Below are 14,248 nucleotides of genomic sequence, written 5' to 3'. Positions count from 1 at the left end.
ACCAACAAAATTAGCCTTCGCGTGACTAAGAAATAAAGAGGTAAAGTACGGACAGCGCACCCTAAATATATAATTTCTGCCTAAGTTCTATTTCTTTCTTTCTTTCTTTCTTTCTTTCTTTCTTTCTTCACTCTGTGTCCTCTGCGTTCTCTGCGGTTAATTAAAAAAATTAATTTAGCTATGACTTACGATACCAGTAAAAACACTATCTTAGAGAGCGAGCCCGTCGAAAATAATGGAGCAAGGCTGACGCCTTTGATGGCTTTTGCTCGGGAAGTTTTGTTGTACGAACAGGAGGCAGATCCTCCGGCTATGCGTTCCCCAGATCTGGGGGGGAACGAGGGAGAATATCAGGCAGTTGTGGTGGATAATCTGGTTGCAAAAGTAGCTCGCTGCTGTCGGGAAAGCAAGATTGGAAAAAAATTACCGACGGCTTTTTACGTTCACGTTTCGGCTCTGCAGAAACTCAACCCTGTACTCGTAATTTACGAAAATTGTGCCAGACATACTCTCGAAAATATTCAAGAAGCAACTTTAGTTAAATTTTCACTCGATCGACCTAAAATATCTTATCTTTTTTACCCTGATTTCGATACAGATGCTCACCCTGCTTTGCAAACCAGCATCCAAATTAATCTCGAAACAGGACAAGTTAAATGTTTCGATTACAGCAACAGCGAAAATCCCCCGGTTTTACACCGGAAGGAAACTTTTGTAAGTGCGGATTATCCCAATTACGAAAAGTTTGCTCGACTCACTCGCTGCGAGGAAGGATGGGGACTGCTTGACAATACTAGCGTTATCGGCACTCGCGAGGGTTGGCTCAAATATTTAGGATATTGCGGTGTGGAAATTCAAGATCATGCTGTTGTCGAGCGTTTGAAACAGGAGAATAGCGACCTTTCAATTCCTAAAATTGAGCGACACAAAGCTGCGATGGTACGCAACTCGCTTTCTAAACCTCTGCGTCTGGTTTTAGAAGCTGATTTAGCAATTGATGGGGCGACTTTTTTTGATTACGGTTGCGGTTACGGCGGGGATGTTAAATATATTGCACAAGAAGGTTATGCTATTTCGGGTTGGGACCCATACTATCAGCCGGATACTCCGCGAACTTGTGCGGATATTGTGAATATTGGTTATGTGATTAATGTAATTGAATCTTTAGCGGAACGCCGAGAAGCGTTGCTGAATGCTTGGGAATTAACTAAGAATTTATTAGTTGTGGCGGCTCAGGTTTTGATTGATGATAGCGATCGAGGTCAAATTGCTTATGGGGATGGGGTGATTACTTCTCGAAATACTTTTCAGAAGTATTACGAACAAGAAGAGTTGAAAGTTTATATCGACCAAGTTTTGAGTGTTGATGCAATTCCTGTGGCTTTGGGGATTTATTTTGTGTTTCGGGATGCTGCGGAGGGTGAAAGTTTTCGTGCTTCTCGGTTTCGATCGCACTTATCGACTCCCAGAGTGCGATCGCAAGTTAAGCGGTTTGAGGATTATGCGGAAATGCTGGCTCCTTTGATGGCTTTTGTGAGCGATCGGGGCCGCCTTCCGGTTAAAGGCGAATTAGCGGAAGAATCGCCAATTAAGGAGGAATTTCACAGTTTTAATCGCGCTTGGAGGGTGATTTTGCAAGCAACGGATGCGGATGATTGGGAGAGAATCGCCGACAAGCGCCGCCAAGATTTGCTGGTATATCTCGCTCTCAACGGTTTGGGCGATCGACCTTCGATCCGCCGACTCCCGGCTCAAATCCGCAACGACATCAAAGGTTTGTTTGACAATTATCAAAAAGCTTGCACTTTAGCTGATTTAATGCTGTACAGTTTGGGCAAAGCTGATATTGTTGCGGATTGCTGCGAAGATAGTGCGATCGGCTACAAACAGCCCGGTACCCTTTCAGTTCACGTCTCAGCTTTAGAAGAACTCGACCCTTTGCTCAGGCTCTACGAAGGCTGCGCCAACCGCACAATCGGCAGGCTTGACGGCGCGACAATCATCAAATTTTACGCTGGCAAACCTCAAATTTCCTATTTATTTTATCCCGACTTTGACACTAACCCGCATCCAGCCCTCCACACGGCAATGCACATACATTTGCGCAACCTTTCTGTCAGCTATCAAAACTATTCGGATGTGTACAATCCGCCAATTTTAGTGAGAAAAGAAGCTTTTGTTACTGCTAGTTATCCGCATTACCAAAAATTTGCGAAACTCAGCCGCCAAGAAGAAAAGTTAGGGATTCTCGATCGTGGCGCAGTTAAGAAACATCGAGAATGGGTGAAGTGTTTGGAGGAAAACTGCGTTACAATTAAGGGTCATCGCTTGTTTTGGCGATCGAATGCTGACCCAGAAAGGTTGAAAATGCTGCAAAAAGCTGCGTCGGAACGTCAGCAGAAAAAGATTGAGTGTAATGCAGGAAAGATTGAACAAACCGCAGAGAGCGCAGAGGGTACAGAGGATGGAAAGGTTAGTGGCGAAGAACACAGTTGAAATTTGTTGGTAAGGTGTTTACAATTGAGGCTGTAGCGTTTCTAGGGGTTGAAATGGAAGAATATTTGAAAGTGAGTGAAGTTATTGATTGGCAGCATCATGAAATTAGGAAATGTGCTAAACAAATCGCATCGGGATATGAGACACCAACGGCGATAGCTAAGGCTTGCTTTGAGTGGGTGCGAGATGAAATTCATCACAGTTATGACTATCAAATGAGTCCTGTGACCTGTCGAGCTTCAGATGTACTTCAGCACAAAACAGGGTATTGCTATGCGAAAAGTCACTTGTTAGCAGCGTTACTAAGAGCAAATGAAATACCAGCAGGTCTTTGCTACCAGCGGTTGAGTATTGATGATAAAGGTGCGCCGTATAGTTTGCACGGTTTCAATGCCATCCATTTACCTGAAGTTGGTTGGTATCGAGTTGATCCAAGAGGTAACAAAGAAGGAGTCAACGCTCAGTTCACTCCACCTCAAGAACAGTTAGCGTTTAAAATTCAGTTTTCCGACGAAGAGGCAGATTTTCCAGCCATATTCTCAGAGCCGCTTCAAGTCGTTATAGAAGCATTGCAAGCACAGAAGACATGGGATGATATGCTTCGTAATCTCCCAGACATTTCGTTGGAGTCCGCGAAGAGTTATGGTCTGCTATGATACACATCGAATACTGCTTTGGGCAGGCGCAGCGTTTTGAATTGTTCACGGGCAAAAGAGCCGCAACATTCGTCTTTATGAGCGGCTCGGATACAAGCTATTCAAGAGTGAAAAAATAAACAAACCCCTGTCGTTCGTGTTCGTGCAGAAACAGTGAAAAGCCGCAACAAGCAGCACAGGCTGTGGCAGTAGTTTGAAAACGATCGTTTTTTGTCATAACGTATTGACATTGTAAATACATTTTACCTATACTAGGGAGCATGAATGTATACTTCGTGCTCAATGGCATTACCTTTGTATGGGAGGAGGGAAAAGCGCGGATAAATCCCACAAATCATGATGGGGTTACTTTTCAACAAGCTGCTGAATCCTTCTTTGATCCATTTCTAGTTGTCGTTGATGCCAGCCGCAATGAGGAAGCGCGTGATGCTGTGATTGGGCTAGATAGTCGGTGGAATCTACTGTATGTGGTTCACATTGAGCGTGAAGAAAATGTCATTCGGATTATTTCAGCACGTAAAGCAACTCGTCAGGAGAGGGCAGAGTATGAAGGTTGAAGCATTAAAGCAGCGGTTAGATCGAAACCGTCCAATGACTAGCGTGACGATCCGTATGCCCGAAGATGTTGTGGAAGATCTAAAGAAAGTTGCACCATTGTTGGGTTTTTCGGGTTATCAGCCATTAATTCGTGCTTATATCGGTCAAGGTTTGCGCGTTGATTTAGAACGATTTGAGAGCGAGACAGTAACAGCCTTAGTAGCAAGTTTGAAGCGTCGAGGTGTCAGCGATGCAGTGATTGATGAGGCATTAAACGAAGTCCTTCGTGCAGAGTCCTGTTAATTGTGTCTAGCCAGCAGCATTTCATATCAAATCCGTTGACATCGGAATTATTCATCTCTCTCTTCTGGAGACTCTGCGCCCTCTGCGCCCTCTGCGGTTAAATCATTCCGGTACAATCGGAATTGATACCATTACAAAAGTCACTGTCTCATAAACGCAGACCCAACCATCCTACTTTTGACGAAGCAGTTCGCCTTGAACAAGAATGGCGTAAGTCTGCTGAATAGCTCAATACCTGCACGCGCACAAAAAATCCGGTTTCTGCGTGAATATCTCAAGGGATTATCCACGATTTTTCCTAGAAACCGGGTTTTTTAGGTTGATAGTGCGTAAGTCTTGTTAAGCAAACTTAATCTTCAAATAATCATCCTCCATCTTCGCCCCCGAAGGTTGCAGCGCCGCTAAAGCTTGGGGCAAAACCAAATTACGGCGGTGATTCCCAATCCGAACATTCAACTCATCTCCCGTTTTGCTCAACTGAATTTGATCTTTAGCAATTCCGGGCAAATACAGTTCAAGACTATATTGATTGTTTTCCTGCACGATCTTAATCGTATTTTCTTTGTAATAAACTTGACTTGGGTCTTCGTCTTTGTAAAGCGTTTCTTTCAACCGTTCCAAAGCTGCCAAACCGCACATTTCTTCAGAATAAAGTGGCACTTCCTTAACTGGCAGCGGCATGAAATCCGAGTGAATTTCCTGACGGTACTGCTCCTGACTTTCTTTCCACCGTTTGAAAAATGGGTCAGTTACTTCTGCGGGAATAATCCGGTTTGCTACTACTAAATCTGTGGCTACATTGTACAAACTCAAATAGGCATGAGCGCGCAGAGACTCTTTAATTACCATTTTTTCGGGATTGGTAACTAACCTTACCGAAGTCACAGTATTGTCAGTTAAAACCTTTTCCAAAGCTTCGATTTGTTCGTAAAATTCGTAAGGTGCATCCATCACCTCTTTGTCTGGTAAAGAAAAACCCGCAATTGGTCTAAAAATAGGTTCAACTAAAGGTCGAAGGGCAGCAGATATGCCTTGCAGCGGCTTGTAAAATTTTCTCATGTACCAGCCGCCAACTTCCGGCAAACTTAGCAGTCTCAATGCTGTGCCAGTCGGAGCAGAATCGATAATTAAAACATCAAATTCGCCTTCGTCGTAATGCCGCTTCATTCGTACTAAACCGAAGATTTCATCCATTCCTGGCAAGATGGCTAATTCTTCAGCTTGCACCCCTTCGAGCCCCTGCGCTCGCAAGACTTGAGTAATGTAGCGCTTAACGGCTCCCCAATTGCCTTCTAATTCCCTGAGAGCGTCTAATTCGGCTCCCCACAAATTCGGTTTCACCAGGCGCGAATCGTGTCCGAGTTCCATGTCGAAGCTGTCGGCTAAGGAGTGAGCGGGATCTGTGCTCAGCACTAGGGTTTTGTATCCCAATTCGGCACATCGCAGCCCAGTCGCAGCGGCTACAGAGGTTTTGCCGACGCCGCCTTTTCCGGTCATTAATATTAAGCGCATTGATTGTTTAGCTCGCCTGAAAGTTCTTTACTCCTATATTGTAACGTTATGTAACATAGATTAATTTAGTAGGGGAATTAATTTGGGCGATCGCGCCGCCGGACATACCACATTTCCGGTGATACACCAAATTGCTGCCATGTCAAGGCAAGTTAAAATTATTTATCTCAGATATCAATTGCAACAAATAAAAATCCCTCAGCGTTCATCTGTGTTTATCTGCTAACATCTGCGGTTAAAAAAGGGCGATCGCTCTGGAAAGAGTATTCTTTATTGCTAAAAAATCTGAGATCAATTCTCAAACATTAGTTTTCAGAGGAAATACAAGCTGTTTGAGTACATCCAACCGCGAACAGTCCCAGTAATCGATGTGAGAAACGATTAAACTGTCGTTATTGATTTTCAGTTCGCTCCTTCCGGCGATCGCCATTTTCGGTTTCCAAGGTAGGGGTGCGATCCAGCTCAGAGTCCAGCGAGTTTCTATAGTATCTCCCGACTGCGAAATCCCGTGCAAATCGAGATTTACATCCTGAAAAAAAGTCCCCATAAACCCGATCATTTGGCGGTAGCGATCGACTCCTGTAAATCGATTTACCGGATCTTCAAAATAAACATCTTTTGCATAGATGCTGTAAGTCTGATTATCGGGAAATCTTTGATAATCGTCTTTGAGAATTTCAATAATATCCATTATGATTAGCTATTTGCCTTAAATTATTATAATATAGTTTATACCTGCTTGAGAAAAGGCGGACAACTTATGATCGACCTGTACACTTTTACCACACCGAACGGTCGCAAAGTCTCGATCATGCTCGAAGAAATAGGTTTACCCTACAGCGTGCACGTCATCGACATCACAAAAAACGACCAATTTAGCCCAGAGTTCATCGCAATCAACCCCAACAGCAAAATTCCGGCGATAGTCGATCGAGATAACGGCATCACCGTCTTCGAGTCCGGTGCTATTCTGATCTATCTTGCCGAAAAAAGCGGCAAATTTCTGCCCACAGACAAACAAAAATACTTTCAAGTTATGGAATGGCTGATGTTTCAAATGGCCAGCGTCGGCCCGATGTTTGGTCAGCTAAACCACTTCAAACGCTTTGCACCCGAACAAATTCCCTATGCGATTGGGCGCTACGAAAAAGAAACCTTGCGCCTCTACGGAGTATTAGACACTCAACTAGCAAAATACGAATACATCTGCGGCGACTATTCTATCGCCGACATTGCTACCTATCCCTGGGTTGCTATTTACGAATTTCAAGGATTAACCCTCGACAACCACCCCCACCTCAAACGTTGGGTAGAAACTTTGCAGAAGCGTCCCGCAGTTGAGCGCGGAATGGCTGTTCCATCATTATAAACCCCCCATCTAAATTGTATTTTCGGGAGGGCGGGACACCCCACAAGCAAGTTGACTTTTGTGGAACGGGCTAGAAGCCCGTTCTTAATAAACAGCGGGCGGGCTAGAAGCCCACCCCACAAAGCAAGTTGACTTTTGTGGAACGGGCTAGAAGCCCGTTCTTAATAAATAGCGGGCGGGCTAGAAGCCCACCCCACAAAGCAAGTTGACTTTTGTGGAACGGGCTAGAAGCCCGTTCAAAAAAAGCCCTCAAACTCAATCCGCGAAATGCTTAATAATCGCATCCGCAAACTCCGAACACTTCAACTCAGGCACCGGCGGTTCCATCAACCTCGCCAAATCGTAAGTAACTTCACCGTTAGAAATTGCCGCTCCCAAACCCTTCTTAATCAAGTCTGCTGCTTCCTGCCATCCCATGTATTCTAACATCATCACCCCGGACAAAATCAGAGAACCGGGATTGACTTTATCCAAACCGGCGTGTTTCGGTGCAGTGCCGTGAGTGGCCTCAAAAACTGCACATTCATCACCAATATTCGCGCCCGGGCCCATCCCCAAGCCGCCGACAATGGCGGCGGCCGCATCGGATAAATAATCCCCGTTCAGATTCATGGTCGCCAAAATCGAATACTCGGCCGGTCGGGTTTGAATTTGTTGGAAAATACTGTCAGCAATTCGGTCGTTGACCATAATCTTGTCTTTCCACAGCCCGCTGCCGTGACTGTCCCAAATTGCAAACAGAACGTCGGCGACTTCTTGACGAATTTTGGCTTGTTTTTCTGGCGTCAAAGCATCGTATCCCGGGTCTATTTGACGGGCATTATCTTCTAAGCTAATGTCGGGGTTTTGTTCTTTGTTGCCCAGAATCCAAGACTCTCTTTCAGTTACGCACTGAGCGCGAAATTCGGTGGTTGCTAATTCATAACCCCAATCTCTAAAAGCTCCTTCGGTGTATTTCATGATGTTGCCTTTGTGCACCAAAGTTACTTGCTGCTTTTCTTTTGGCAACCGCAAAGCGTGGGTAATGGCGCGCCGTACTAAACGCTGAGAACCTGTTTTGCTAATTGGTTTAATCCCAATTCCAGAATCGAGGCGAATTTGTTTTTTGCCGTGTTCTGGTGTTGCCGGAATCAACTCATTATTGAGATATTCAATCAATTTCTTGCCGATTTCGCTGCCTTTTGCCCATTCAATTCCGAGGTAAATATCTTCTGTATTTTCCCGGTAAATAATTACATCTAGGAGTTCAGGAGTTTTGTGTAGCGATGGTGTTCCAGCATAATACTTGCAGGGCCGCACGCAGGCGTAAAGGTCAAAGATTTGCCGCAAAGCTACGTTTAGCGATCGAATTCCGCCACCTATGGGCGTTGTCAGCGGCCCTTTGATGGCGACTCCGTATTCTTTGATGGCGTCTAAGGAATCCTGGGGCAAATATTGGTAAGTACCGTAGACATCGCAAGCTTCGTCGCCTACATAGATTTTAAACCAGTTGATTTTTCGATCGCCACCGTAAGCCTTTTCTACCGCAGCATCCATGACTTTCTGGGATGCAGGCCACAAGTCAACGCCGGTACCGTCGCCGCGAATGAAGGGAATAATCGGGTCATTGGGGACGATCGGCAAACCGTCTTTGAAAGTAATTTTAGAACCTGTTGTCGGAACTACAATCTTTTCGTACATATCTTAACAGCGCGGATAGGAGTGTTCCCTATTTTGCCACGATTATCTGCCTAAACTTCAATCAATTCTAAATATTTGTATGAATTTTTGATAAATTGATTTTTAACCGCAGATAACAGCAGATAAAGGCAGATAAACGCAGATTTTTTTGGTGGTGTCTGCATTTATCTAGGATTTTATTCTTTTTGCATATTCTTCTTCACAATCCACAAAATACACCAGATGACTATAATCACCACAACTATTTTTGAAACAGGACCCAGATATTCCTCTACAAGTGTATAATTCTCACCTAGTTTATATCCTGCCAAAGTCAGGAAACTTACCCATAACAAAGTGCCGCCTGTTGAGTAGAGTAAAAAAGGAATTAAAGGCATATTGTTGATGCCAGCGGGCAGGGAAATCAGGGTACGAACTCCCGGTACGAGGCGACACAAAAACACGGCTTTGTTGCCGTGTCTGTTAAACCATCTATTTGCTTTGTCAATATCCGCACCCGATACTGCGATCCACTTGCCGTATTTGTCTGCTAAATTCCTCAAGCGTTCTTCGCTCAATAATTTACCGCCATAGTACCAAGGAAGCGCGCCCAGAACTGTACCGATTACTCCTGCTGCGATCGCCGGTGCTAACTGCATATCATTACCCTTTGATGCCGTGAATCCTGCCAGTGGCATAATCAATTCTGAGGGGAGGGGCGGGAAAAGATTTTCTAAAAACATCAACAGGCCAATTCCGAAATAGCCCATCGACTGCATTGTGTTAGTTATCCATTCAACCATTTTGATTTAATAATTGGTAATAGGTATAGCAGAAGGAAGTTCGGCAACGAGCAATGTACGGGATGTAACGGATGTCAGGAAGACCGAATGCCGAAGTTGGAAGAAGGAAGTTCATGAAGAAGCAGGGACACGGCATTGCCGTGTCCCTACTGTGGGGATAGATAGAGCGATGATTAAGTTCCCGAAGTCCAAGAGTTGGTGTACTCAATTTGCTCGGCAGTCAAGGTATCAATGTGAATACCCATTGCTTCCAATTTGAGACGGGCAATTTCTTTATCAACTTCCACGGGAATTGAGTGAATACCTGGCTCTAGTTTGCCTTTGTTCGTAACCAGATATTCGCAGGCTAAAGCTTGGTTGGCAAAGCTCATATCCATCACGGCGCTGGGGTGTCCTTCGGCTGCTGCCAAGTTGATCAAACGGCCTTCGCCCAACACAATAATCGACTTGCCATTATTGAGGTGATATTCTTGAGTGAAAGACCGGACTGTTTTCACATCGGTGCTTTTTGCGCCGAGGGATTTGAGGTCAATTTCAATGTCGAAGTGACCTGAATTGCAAACAATTGCGCCGTCTTTCATTGTCTCGAAATGTTCGGCACGAATGACGTGTTTGTTGCCGGTAACGGTAATGAATATATCTCCGACTGTTGCTGCTTCGTCCATCGGCATGACGCGGAAACCGTCCATCACTGCTTCGATCGCCCGAATCGGATCGATTTCGGTGACAATTACGTTAGCACCCATGCCGCGAGCCCGCAGTGCCGTGCCTTTGCCGCACCAACCGTAACCTGCAACCACAATATTTTTACCGGCTAACAAAATATTGGTAGCGCGGATAATGCCGTCTAGGGTAGATTGACCGGTGCCGTAGCGGTTGTCAAAGAAGTGCTTGGTGTCGGCGTCGTTGACGTTCATTGCCGGGAAAGTCAGCACGCCGTCTTTCAACATTGCCCGCAGGCGCACGATGCCTGTGGTAGTTTCTTCGGTAGTTCCGATCAAGTCGGAAATTTGGTTCGGGCGGTGCTGGATCAGTGCCGCTACTACGTCGCTGCCGTCGTCGATAATAATATTGGGGCGGTGGTCTAGGGCTGTGTAGACGTGACGTTCGTAGGTAGCCGCGTCTTCTCCTTTGAGGGCGAAGACGGAAATGCCGTAGTCTTCAACTAAGCAAGCCGCTACGTCATCTTGAGTGCTCAAGGGGTTGCTGGCGATCAGTACGGCGTCGCCACCGCCGAGTTTGATGGCGATTGCCAAATGAGCGGTTTCTGTGGTTACGTGGCAGCAAGCAGCCAAGCGAATGCCAGCGAAAGGCTTTTCTTTAGCGAAGCGTTCTTGAATTTGCCGCAAAACGGGCATTTCCCGGCCGGCCCACTCAATGCGTTGTTTTCCCAAGGGGGCAAGGGACAAGTCTTTGACTTCGTGTTTAATCTTGACGGATGTAGCAACCATGTATGTTATTTCCCAGAAATCATCAAACTTTGTTAGTTTTAGCAGATTAACCCCTCAGCGGGCAAGTGCTGTGATTTTACTCGATCGCCGCGGGCGAGGCGAATCTTAAATTTTGATGGTGTTCGATCGACCAAACTGCGATGGCACAGGGGAGTCACCCACACATCTGCGTCAAAAATTCCTGTCGGGCGCTCGCAATTTGGGATTCGCTGCGAGTGGGAATGATTAATGCCCATCGAGTTACTAATTTTGGCAAGCAAGCTGATACCTATGGTTTCCTGGAAACAGCTTTAATTGCTCAGCCTAAAACCGATATAGTCCTAGAAATTCCGCAGCGGAAAGGGCGATAGCTTTGGAAGCATCTCAATGAAAGCAGCCCAGCTAGAAATTGGAGTTTTGAGGCAGGAGGTAGAAGGAAAGAGGAAGAAGCAAAGAGCCAGAAGAAGTGTTTTTACAAATATGAGATGCTCCCGAGGCAAAATAGTTAATAGCAAAACACACTAATTGATAACACCAGCGATTCAAATATTGCAACTAACCCGAAAAGCGAGACAGTCTACAGGATAAATTTATCAATTGCACTGACAAGGAAAAAATTTACTGATAGTAAGAAATCCGGCAATATCTCAGATTGGCAAGCGGCGGCGGCAGTTAGTGGCAGCCAGGAGCGGAAAAAGAAGCGATCGCAATTGCCCAAATTCTCAACACTCAACTCCTAATTGGCAAACAAGCAACAGAATCCGCGATTAAGCAACTGATGTTGAATGCTAAAATTATTCACCTAGCAACTCACGGCTTGCTCAATGAATTAAAAGAGAGCGAACTACCCGGGGCGATTGCCCAGGCTGCATCTCAAACGGATGACGGCTTGCTGACTTCCAATGAAATCCTCGATTGGCGACTGCAAGCTGAATTAGTAGTGCTGAGTGCCTGTAATACTGGTAGAGGTATCATTACTGGCGACGGCGTGATTGGATTGTCTGCTTCTCTGATGACCGCAGGTGTTACAAGTGTTGTTCTCTCACTTTGGTCTTTTCCAGATGCGCCAACCTGTTTGTTAATGATGGAGTTCGATCGCCAAATGCAGGCAAATCCTGACAAGGCGCAGGCACTGGGCCAAGCAATGCTGACAGTGGCGAAGGAATATCTTAACCCTAGCAACAGGGCTGCATTTACTTTAATGGGAAAATGTGAGTAAGCAATAGGCGAGTTTTTTGCACTTTAACGAGCAAAATACATTCACCAGTCCTGGACGCATCGGGGCCCATGCGAAACCGGGTTTTTTAGCTTGGGTGCGGTCTACAACGAGTCTGTTAGTAAAAAAACCCGGTTTCTACTAAAGAATCGTGCGTCCAGGACTATTCACCTTAAAAACGTTTTTTACAACATCGGTCTCCAACCTAAAATCCTTAAAGCTAATAACTGATAGCTTAAAGCTTCGCGCTCAACGACATGAATCCTCAACTATTGCGCCTGCGACTGACTTGGAACGATACACTTACCGGGGATTGTCGCTCCCCGATACTCGACTTGCCCATCGCTTTGGGACGAATTTTTGATGCTATGCCCGCCACAATCAACGGGGAACGAGTTTCTAGAATTGCCCTCAGCAGCAGTCAAGTTTCTCGCTTCCACGCAGTGATTGCCAGGGAAGGCGACACGATCGCAGCGATTGACACGGGCAGCCGAAACGGTACTTTTGTCAACGGCGTTCGCCAAACCCGGTGCGTGCTGGCAAACGGGGATATGCTGCAAGTTGGGCCATACGCGATCGGCATTTCATTTGCTGTTAATTCCCCAGAAACGCCGTCTGTCAATTCTCACATTTTCTTTAACCCGCAGACAAATGGGCCAGACCCCGGGTTGGGCCAGCCTCCGGTGTCGCCGCTTCCTCAAACAGGTAGTAGGGGAGAATTTCCGCCGATCGCATTTTTGCACGCTTCTCAAGTGACAATGCGATCGCTCCAATCTATGGGACTCCCTGTGGCAGAAGTTGATTGGGCTGCAGTTGGCGGCGGTTTGGGCAGCTTGATGTGGGTGGATTTGCTGAGAATTTGCGGGGTGAAAACAGATCGAATTGCGGTTTTGGGCATGGAAAACCAGCCTTACGCCCGCTATCGCCGTCTGTGCCTGAATTCTCAAATTCCGCTGCGGGAACGCCTGCGATCGAATTCTGACTCTTGTCCAGACAACATTTGGGGGTGGCCTCCCTATGCTTTGCGGGAAGCTTGGCAGGAATTGCTGAAAGGGCGTTTGGGGATGTCGTTGAAGTTGATGTGGCAGGTGTTTGCCGAACCGACTTTTGCCGAAACTTATACGCCTCGCGCGGGAAATGTGTTTGATTCTATTGACAGGGAAGTCGATCGAATTGGGTGGAATCAGATGTTTCGCTACGGTAGAGTGCGGGGGATTCGCAAAACAGATGACGGCAGGTACGCGATCGCTTATTCTCGATCGAATGCGGATCACCGCGACCACGCTTTTTTAATCGCCAAATACGTACACTTAGCCACCGGCTATCCCGCCATTCAATTTCTGCCGGATTTGCAAGCTTACCGCGAAAAAACCCAGGATTTTGAGTCGGTTGTCAACGCTTACGAAAGCCACGACGGAGTTTACGAAAAATTGGAGGCCAGCGGCGGCAGCGTGTTAATTAGAGGCAGGGGAATTGTGGCTTCGCGGGTGGTGCAGCGGATTTACGAAGCGCGGCAGCGGAACCGCAACATTCAAGTATTGCATTTGATGCGATCGCCCAAACCCCTGGGCAACAAATTTAACCTCGCTCAGCGTAGCGTCGAAAATCACTACGAATTTCAACCTTTCAACTGGCCAAAAGCTTGCTGGGGCGGGGAACTCCGCGTACTTTTAGAAAAAGCCGCCCCCGAATTTCGCCCGCAGTTGCTCACCGACTGGGGCGGAACTACCACAGCCCAGCGCAGCGACTGGCAGCGGATTGTCAAAGAAGGTTTAAGTCAAGGATGGTATCAAATTACCTTCGGGGAAGTCGAGCGAGTGGAGCGCGACAGTCAAAACCGCACGGTGACGTACATTCAGGAGAAGGAACTCAAGGGGCAAATTAAGTTAGAAGCTGATTTTATTATTGATGCTACGGGTTTGGACGCTAAGGTAAAAACCAGTCCCCTGTTAAACGATTTGGTAGCTCAATACAATCTTCCCCTCAACGGTTTGGGCCGGCTGAGCGTGAACAAAGATTTTGAAGTACCAGAATTGCGCAACACTTCTGCTAGCAACGGAGAAGGCCGGGTATACGCAGCCGGCGCGATTACTTTAGGAGGGCCTTACGCGCCGGTAGACAGTTTTTTGGGCTTGCAATATGCCGCCTTGCGTTCGGTTGAAAGTCTGGCCGCCAACCGAGTTCCGGGTGTGCGGAAATTGAGCGTTTGGCGATCGTTTGTGCAGTGGTTGAAATGGATTTTAAATAAATCTCCCGACTAATATCAT

Annotated in this window: 12 protein-coding genes and 1 pseudogene; 8 read left to right on the top strand and 5 right to left on the bottom strand. The window is 46.3% G+C overall.

The window, feature by feature from the left end; genetic code table 11:
* Positions 1-180 precede the first annotated feature (180 nt).
* From QUB30_RS18870 to QUB30_RS18855, 4 genes are all read left to right on the top strand, one after another.
* The gene (locus tag QUB30_RS18870; protein WP_333336338.1) at positions 181-2,496 is read left to right on the top strand and encodes a DNA phosphorothioation-associated putative methyltransferase; all 2,316 of its coding nucleotides are present in this window, start codon (positions 181-183) and stop codon (positions 2,494-2,496) included.
* Positions 2,493-3,152: a transglutaminase family protein gene (locus QUB30_RS18865; RefSeq protein WP_333336335.1), complete on the top strand. Its 660-nt coding sequence runs from the start codon at positions 2,493-2,495 to the stop codon at positions 3,150-3,152. Before QUB30_RS18870 ends, QUB30_RS18865 begins: the two co-directional genes overlap by 4 nt.
* 260 nt (positions 3,153-3,412) lie before the next feature.
* Entirely contained in the window at positions 3,413-3,709 is a 297-nt protein-coding gene (locus tag QUB30_RS18860) for a BrnT family toxin (RefSeq protein ID WP_333336332.1), read from the top strand.
* Positions 3,699-3,992: a hypothetical protein gene (locus QUB30_RS18855; RefSeq protein WP_333336328.1), complete on the top strand. Its 294-nt coding sequence runs from the start codon at positions 3,699-3,701 to the stop codon at positions 3,990-3,992. Before QUB30_RS18860 ends, QUB30_RS18855 begins: the two co-directional genes overlap by 11 nt.
* A 339-nt stretch (positions 3,993-4,331) precedes the next feature.
* On the opposite strand, the gene QUB30_RS18850 is transcribed toward QUB30_RS18855, so the two are convergent.
* Positions 4,332-5,504, bottom strand: a complete 1,173-nt coding sequence (locus QUB30_RS18850; RefSeq protein ID WP_172188640.1) for a TRC40/GET3/ArsA family transport-energizing ATPase — start codon at positions 5,502-5,504, stop codon at positions 4,332-4,334.
* Positions 5,505-5,802: 298 nt separating this feature from the next.
* Entirely contained in the window at positions 5,803-6,195 is a 393-nt protein-coding gene (locus tag QUB30_RS18845) for a DUF2358 domain-containing protein (RefSeq protein ID WP_333336325.1), read from the bottom strand.
* Positions 6,196-6,264: 69 nt separating this feature from the next.
* On the opposite strand from QUB30_RS18845, the gene QUB30_RS18840 reads away from it, so the two are divergent.
* On the top strand, positions 6,265-6,873 hold the full coding sequence (locus QUB30_RS18840) for a glutathione S-transferase N-terminal domain-containing protein (RefSeq protein WP_333336322.1): 609 nt from the start codon (positions 6,265-6,267) through the stop codon (positions 6,871-6,873).
* Positions 6,874-7,128: 255 nt separating this feature from the next.
* Here QUB30_RS18840 and QUB30_RS18835 read toward each other — a convergent pair whose 3' ends face one another.
* The 3 genes from QUB30_RS18835 to ahcY form a co-directional block, all read right to left on the bottom strand.
* Positions 7,129-8,553 carry an NADP-dependent isocitrate dehydrogenase gene (locus tag QUB30_RS18835; protein ID WP_333336319.1) on the bottom strand — a complete coding sequence of 475 codons (1,425 nt, stop codon included), beginning with the start codon at positions 8,551-8,553 and terminating at the stop codon, positions 7,129-7,131.
* A 176-nt stretch (positions 8,554-8,729) separates the two neighbouring features.
* Complete coding sequence (locus tag QUB30_RS18830; protein WP_333336316.1) at positions 8,730-9,335, bottom strand: DedA family protein; 606 nt, start codon at positions 9,333-9,335, stop codon at positions 8,730-8,732.
* Between the two features lie 173 nt (positions 9,336-9,508).
* Positions 9,509-10,786, bottom strand: coding sequence for an adenosylhomocysteinase (gene ahcY / locus QUB30_RS18825; protein WP_333047387.1), 1,278 nt, complete (start codon positions 10,784-10,786; stop codon positions 9,509-9,511).
* Between the two features lie 221 nt (positions 10,787-11,007).
* Between ahcY and QUB30_RS18820 the strand changes: the two genes are divergently transcribed.
* The 3 genes and pseudogenes from QUB30_RS18820 (at position 11,008) to QUB30_RS18810 (ending at position 14,242) form a co-directional block, all read left to right on the top strand.
* Positions 11,008-11,136 (top strand): hypothetical protein, encoded by a 129-nt coding sequence (locus tag QUB30_RS18820; RefSeq protein WP_333336312.1) that lies wholly within the window; start codon positions 11,008-11,010, stop codon positions 11,134-11,136.
* Positions 11,137-11,459: 323 nt separating this feature from the next.
* Positions 11,460-11,984, top strand: a pseudogene (locus QUB30_RS18815) (CHAT domain-containing protein); the annotation flags it as partial.
* A gap of 254 nt (positions 11,985-12,238) precedes the next feature.
* The gene (locus QUB30_RS18810; RefSeq protein WP_333336309.1) at positions 12,239-14,242 is read left to right on the top strand and encodes an FHA domain-containing protein; all 2,004 of its coding nucleotides are present in this window, start codon (positions 12,239-12,241) and stop codon (positions 14,240-14,242) included.
* The last annotated feature ends 6 nt before the right edge of the window (positions 14,243-14,248 follow it).

The sequence above is a fragment of the Microcoleus sp. BROC3 genome, assembly GCF_036702515.1.
Taxonomy (GTDB): domain Bacteria; phylum Cyanobacteriota; class Cyanobacteriia; order Cyanobacteriales; family Microcoleaceae; genus Microcoleus.
This window is presented reverse-complemented; position numbering and strand designations above follow the sequence as displayed.

Bases quoted from the DNA above. Each gene is read 5' to 3' on its own strand.
- QUB30_RS18870 (WP_333336338.1), top strand. From the start codon at position 181: ATGACTTACGATACCAGTAAAAACACTATCTTAGAGAGCGAGCCCGTC.
- QUB30_RS18860 (WP_333336332.1), top strand. From the start codon at position 3,413: ATGAATGTATACTTCGTGCTCAATGGCATTACCTTTGTATGGGAGGAG.
- QUB30_RS18855 (WP_333336328.1), top strand. From the start codon at position 3,699: ATGAAGGTTGAAGCATTAAAGCAGCGGTTAGATCGAAACCGTCCAATG.
- QUB30_RS18850 (WP_172188640.1), bottom strand. From the start codon at position 5,504: ATGCGCTTAATATTAATGACCGGAAAAGGCGGCGTCGGCAAAACCTCT.
- QUB30_RS18845 (WP_333336325.1), bottom strand. From the start codon at position 6,195: ATGGATATTATTGAAATTCTCAAAGACGATTATCAAAGATTTCCCGAT.
- QUB30_RS18840 (WP_333336322.1), top strand. From the start codon at position 6,265: ATGATCGACCTGTACACTTTTACCACACCGAACGGTCGCAAAGTCTCG.
- QUB30_RS18835 (WP_333336319.1), bottom strand. From the start codon at position 8,553: ATGTACGAAAAGATTGTAGTTCCGACAACAGGTTCTAAAATTACTTTC.
- QUB30_RS18830 (WP_333336316.1), bottom strand. From the start codon at position 9,335: ATGGTTGAATGGATAACTAACACAATGCAGTCGATGGGCTATTTCGGA.
- ahcY (WP_333047387.1), bottom strand. From the start codon at position 10,786: ATGGTTGCTACATCCGTCAAGATTAAACACGAAGTCAAAGACTTGTCC.
- QUB30_RS18820 (WP_333336312.1), top strand. From the start codon at position 11,008: ATGATTAATGCCCATCGAGTTACTAATTTTGGCAAGCAAGCTGATACC.
- QUB30_RS18810 (WP_333336309.1), top strand. From the start codon at position 12,239: ATGAATCCTCAACTATTGCGCCTGCGACTGACTTGGAACGATACACTT.